This is a genomic window from Shewanella sp. 11B5, from assembly GCF_002836795.1.
In the GTDB taxonomy this organism is placed as follows: Bacteria; Pseudomonadota; Gammaproteobacteria; order Enterobacterales; family Shewanellaceae; genus Shewanella; species Shewanella frigidimarina.
On sequence record NZ_PJAP01000500.1, the window covers coordinates 1 to 5,873 of the forward strand.

A 5,873-nucleotide genomic window follows, 5' to 3' on the forward strand; every position below is an offset into this window, starting at 1 on the left:
CGCGCCGAGTGCCGGACCTGCCCAGATTTGATAATCCATCTCGCGACCAAGCTCACCGGTGTTTGACCAACGGCTTGATAAACCTAAATACCAACGGAAAATTAACGCCATTTTACGCTTAGGGTTATCTTTAGCACGCTCAATTTGCTTTGGATCGCGCTCATTAAAATGCGCTACCGTGCCAGCCCAAATATCATCCAGGCTTGAGCGGAATACTTGTTTTTCAAGTTTTTCACGTTCCTCGCTTGGAATGGCTTCAATCGAGTCATAGCGGGTATAGATTTCATATAACTTGTTGGCACGCATTGGGAATAAGGTGCCGCGCTTTACCACTTGCAGCTTAACGCCCATTTCGAACATATCAGCAGCAGGTGCCATGGTCACATCGGCCATTTCTGTGGTGGCCAGTAATTTACGAGTATGCTCGCTGGCTCCGGCTTCGGCACAGGCTTGGTTGATTGAACCCGTAACAATATAAGCTGCGCCCATATGAAATGTCGCCAGTGCCGCGTCAGGCGTGCCAACACCACCACCAGCACCAACACGAATAGGGGTTCTATACTTGTACTGTGCTTGCACTTCATCTTTTAATGCCAAAATAGTAGGCAATAAAGTGACTAATGGTCGATTGTCGGTATGACCGCCTGAGTCTGCTTCAGCAGTAATATCATCAGCCATAGGCACTAGCTGAGCCAGCTCCATTTGTTCTGCGCTAATAAGTCCTTCATCAAGCAACTGTTGCAGTATTTTAACGGGTGCAGGTTGCATAAACTTAATCGCCACTTCAGTACGGCTGATTTTTGCAATCACTTTATTGTCGATTTGAATGTCACCGTGTTTGTCACGGCTTAAGCCCGCTGCGCGGTAATAGACAATTTGTGGGGTTAAGCCTAAAAAGGCTGAGGCCTCAACAGTGCGTACTTTATGCTTCAAAAACAGCTCTACACTGCCACGCTCTAGCGCGGGTTCACTTGGACTGTGAATTAAATTAAATGCGTATGGACCATTTGGTAATGCAGTTTGAATACGGTTAATGGCTTGTTCAACTCGAGATGGAATTAACCCAGCTGCGCCAAACGAGCATAAAATACCAGCCTGACCTAACGCAATAACCAGTTCTTCAGAAGAAATACCATTGGCCATCGCACCAGCATAATAGGCAAATTTTACCCCGTGAACGCGGCGGAAATTACTATCGCCTAAGCTTTGGGTGCCAAGGGCTGGGGCAAATGCGCTGACCGGCAGAGCATTTGCTGCCGTAATAGCATCGGTCACGACTTGGGCTTGCTGAGCAACCCCTAAGCCTTGTTGTGTGTCGTTAACCACATAACACGCTTGTGATAAATCTTTAAGCTTTTTGTCCATGCCTACTGGGTCAAAACTGACGTGTTGCTGGCTAACTTGCCATGGCCAAGGAGAAAGCTTTTCGTTGTGCACTTGAGTTGTCATTATTATTCCTTTTTGGCCTAAGCTTCTTCAATACAGATGGCGATATCTTTGACTTCATAAATGCGCAGACCATCTTTACTGAGGTTTGCGTCGCCTATTATGATGCGTTTACCGTCTTCATCTTTTACTGCACTGATATGTACATCAAGTGACATTTGTTTGTTAAGTGGGTTAATTTGACCGCGATATTTCCATTTAATATCCGACAATATTTGGCCGAATTTTGGATTAGTGAAACCTTTACCTAGGTCTGTGCTGATGGCGTAAGTTTGCATTAACTCGATCACGGCTTCAACACCTAATGAACCTGGCATCACCGGATCTTGATGGAAGTGGAATTGGAAGAACCAATCACTTGGGTCAATAGTGCGTGATGCAGCAAGATAGCCTTTACCGTATTTGCCGCCTGCTTCAACAATTTCTGCTTTGTCGATAAAGTTAAGCTGGCCACCCGCTAAACAATAATGCGGTTGGCTAGTTGGCGGATTAAACACCCGTGACTGTTTATCCAGTAAATTAACGCTAATGTCTGCCGTGACATTGTTATCAACATGCCATGGCTGAGTGATTTTGCCGTTATCTATGCCTAACTGGTTCTTAAGCGCATCACCTTTAAAGTAACCAAATACCGCGCTACCGGTGTAAAAAGGCTCGTTATCGACACTTAACTCAAAGGTGAAGCTTTGAATAATGTTACTGCCAGCAATGACGGTTGATAATAGCTTTGAATCATTGACGATAGTTTTACCGCGTAAATCCACATGACGTAATAATTTTCCGCCACCGTCTAAGTTACGGAAAAATAGCTCTTGCCCAGGAAAACCTAGGGTGGTGCCCATGTAGCCAGAAATAAAGCCATTGGGTTGTAATGAAATTTCCATTAACACCGAATAAGGCATTACCGCTTGATGGCTGTTTTTAGCAAAGTACCAAGCATCTGCCGGCACTTCGTATTCTGCTATACACGATGATGGCTTTTTCAATTCGCCGCGTTTACCGTTAATTTCAACCACGCGAGTGGTTAACTGTAAGTCGCCACAAGGTGTGCGCGGTGGGATAAGTCCGCGGTAAATACTAAAGTCAGGGCCAAAGCATTTTTCGATATCGCCAGTAGCAAACTCAAACATATGGTATGGGGTAAATGGCACGGTATCAGGCACGCGATTAGCGTACTTTGAATCGGTACTGACTATGGGTGCTTCAACGTGTTTTAGCGGAATAACGCCTTTGTTAGTCGGGGCGTTTAAATCTGGAATTTGCGCCATTAATGGCGCTTTGTTAGCAATCACTTTACTGCTAGCATTTGAATCAACTGCAGGGCTAGCGTCTAACGAGATAAGCGGATAACGAGTACATTCGGCATCTTCTTTAATCATCACACCCAAGTTTTGGAAATCGACCACGACTTTTCCATTGAGTAAAATATCAATATTGGCTTTGGCATAAGGGCGGGGATGAATACCGATTTCAGTCACTTCCATGCGATAGGTCAGCTCAGCCGTTTGTGGTAACACTTGGCCACGACAGCGAACTTTTTGCGAAGCATTTTCCAATGGTTGGAATCGGCCATTCTCGACTAGAGTATGCATGCCAATGTGGATCATAAAGAACTGTAATAGCTGGCCACAACCTTCTGCCATTAACGAGCCTGCCATCACTTGGTCGCCTTGGAAATGACAAGGGAAATACCAATGGTCTGGCGCAATGTGTTTATGACCTTCGAGTAAGCCTAAGCCCCACGTGCCACCTTGTGTTTGTAATTGACTCACTCGCTCAATCATTAAGAACTTTTCAGAGGCAAAACAAAGCGATTTTTGTATTCCAGTTTGCAGTTGGTGCGCGACATGGTCGCCACCAAAACAGCTGCCAATATCACCAGTCAATAAATGATGGATTTGACCATAATCAAATGCCGTTTGGCTACAGTGGAGTAATGGGGTAAAGGTTGGTTTATTTGGATTGTTGATCACTTGTTGGCGATGTTTTATTTCATCTTCAGTTTGAATAACCCCTTTACCATCGGCCAGCTCTTGGTCGGTAAAGAAGCCTGCACAGCCACCATCCATTTTTAGGATCATCTTGTCGCCTACGAAACACTCGTAAGAGAAAAAGAATAATAACGTGTCGCCATTGCTGGCAAAGTTATTGATTTTAATGTCGTAACGCAGTGTGTCGCCGCCACGAGGTAAATCGGCTAAGAAGGTCAAAGTACAATCTAATAAGCGATAAACTCGTTCGCCTTTGTTTTCAAAGTCGATACCTAAATAACTGATCAACATTAAATCGCACTGACCCGATTCTACCGCTACAGCCCAAGGAATTTGACCATCCACTAAATACGGCGCATCGACGGGGATGTCGTATTCTGTGGTCATTGAACACGGTTTGTATTGATTCATGGTGGCATCGAGTTTAGTCACACGCGACACCAATAAATAATCTGTGGTCGGCAAGCGAACTCGGCGCGAGTAACTGTCGATAATGGCGTAATCTGGGCCAAACACCTTAGCGATATCGCCTTCGGCATATTCAACTAAATCAGCATAATTCCAAATACACGGTTTATCCGCTGGAATAGGTGCAGTGTAAGCTGGCACACAAGCATGATTAGGTTGGATTAACCTAGCGGGGTTAATTGCTTCACTCTTAACCGCTGTTTGAACCGCAGCATTAACCGCATAAGTATTAGCCGCCGGAGACGCGACTTGAGTCGCGGTTGGCTGATGACTCAAACCGGCTAATTGGGACCGTAATAAACTGTCAGCCACTTTCAAACCAACATCACGGCTAGCTAAATAAGCTAAATGCGCTTGTTGTGCTAACCACTGATTTTGTTGGAATGCCGTTAAATGTGCTGGTGGAATCGTATGATTTGTCATACTGGCAACCCTTGGCTGCTTTGGGATCGTTTTATTTGGCATATTTTCTGACATAGGAGGCTCGGCGATATTCTCGCTATTATTGACGCTAAGAGGGCTATTATCACCAATAGTTGGTTGCTTACTTTCAATGGTGTTGACCACAGTAGGGGCAATATCAGCACATTGATTAATAATACTGTCGAGAACATCAAGAGGGCTATCGATAATGTGTTGGTAGATATCGCGACCACCTAAACTGACTTGTTTAATTAAACTTAACTTACTGCCCGTGGCGAGTTGTTGAGTTAAATTATTACCCAGTCGAGCGTGCAATGCGTGTTGTTGCGCCGCAGAAACCGACAGATTAACTTGTGAGTATTGATTGTCGCTACTGGTGAATACACTGGCATTAATAGACGGTTTGTCGATGTGGCGAGTTTGCACTAAACCGTGCAGCAAACTGGCCATGCCTGAAGCGGCAAATGTATGACCGAGAATATCATGGGCTTTACTCAATAACGGTGCTGAGCTGACCGCTGTAGCAGCGTCAGTTAATCCTTGGGCAAACTGTTGACCTTGAGTCGATAATATACATTCCGGCGATTGGTTTAACTCAACAATGTCTACCGATAACTCAGTTGGTAATTGTGTTGGCAGTTGTGTTGGTAATTGTGACAATGGCGTAAAGTTAACGCTGTCGATACTGGCGTAGCTGTCAAGCTGAGAGTGTGCAGCACTGGTTTGTTGCAGCACTAGCGCGCCAGCCCCTTCACCCACTAACCAATCCGTTGAACGCAATCCTTTGGCGTTCAGCTTGGCGGTATTGAATAACATATTTTCAATACTGCCAGACAGGTCTACAGCGGCAATAATGATGGCATCTAATGGTTCTTGTAACGAGCCTAACGCAAACAAGTTTTGTGCCACATCAATACAGCGGTTAACTGACTGTTCGCCCGCAGAAATCGTAAATGCTGGGCCGTTGAAATCCCATAATGAGGCTATCCGCGACGCCATAATATTGCCAATAAAACTGGTGTATTGGTTAAGCTTAGCGGCGTCGAGGACACTGTCCATCGCAATGGTTTCAAGGCTGTCATATTCCGCTGTAGATAATTGAATACCTTGAGCGTTAAGGCTTTGCTCTATTTGGCTATGTAAGTTAACTCGACCGCGGAATTGATGAAGTTCGAGTTCGGTTTCCATGGCGACTAATACCGCGACTTTACTGCCTGGTGTTAGCTTGGCATCGGCGATAGCTTCATCGGCAACTTTTATCAACAGTAGTTGTTGTGAGATCAGGCGATCATCTTCATTGGGTGGCACTTTAAAACGCAAAAAATCAAAATCGAATTGATCGATATACGCGCCTTGCGGCACTTGGGTGATGCCATATTGGGCTAATAGCTCAGGATGTTTATCTAAGCCTTTCCAGCGTTGAGTGGGTAGCGGGCTAAAGATGGCTTGTTTGGCGATGATTTTTTTCGCCAGTGCATCAATACTGCTACATTGACCAAAATGCGCCGCCATGCCGGTAATGTGCATTGGCGTTTCTGCATCAAC

2 protein-coding genes are annotated in these 5,873 nt (G+C 45.2%); both read right to left on the minus strand.

Annotation, left to right across the window (positions count from 1 at the left end):
- The coding region (locus CXF78_RS11730; RefSeq protein WP_102036889.1) for a PfaD family polyunsaturated fatty acid/polyketide biosynthesis protein at positions 1-1,449 on the minus strand (1,449 nt) is incomplete at its 3' end.
- A gap of 17 nt (positions 1,450-1,466) precedes the next feature.
- The coding region (locus tag CXF78_RS11735; RefSeq protein WP_102036890.1) for a beta-ketoacyl synthase N-terminal-like domain-containing protein at positions 1,467-5,873 on the minus strand (4,407 nt) is incomplete at its 5' end.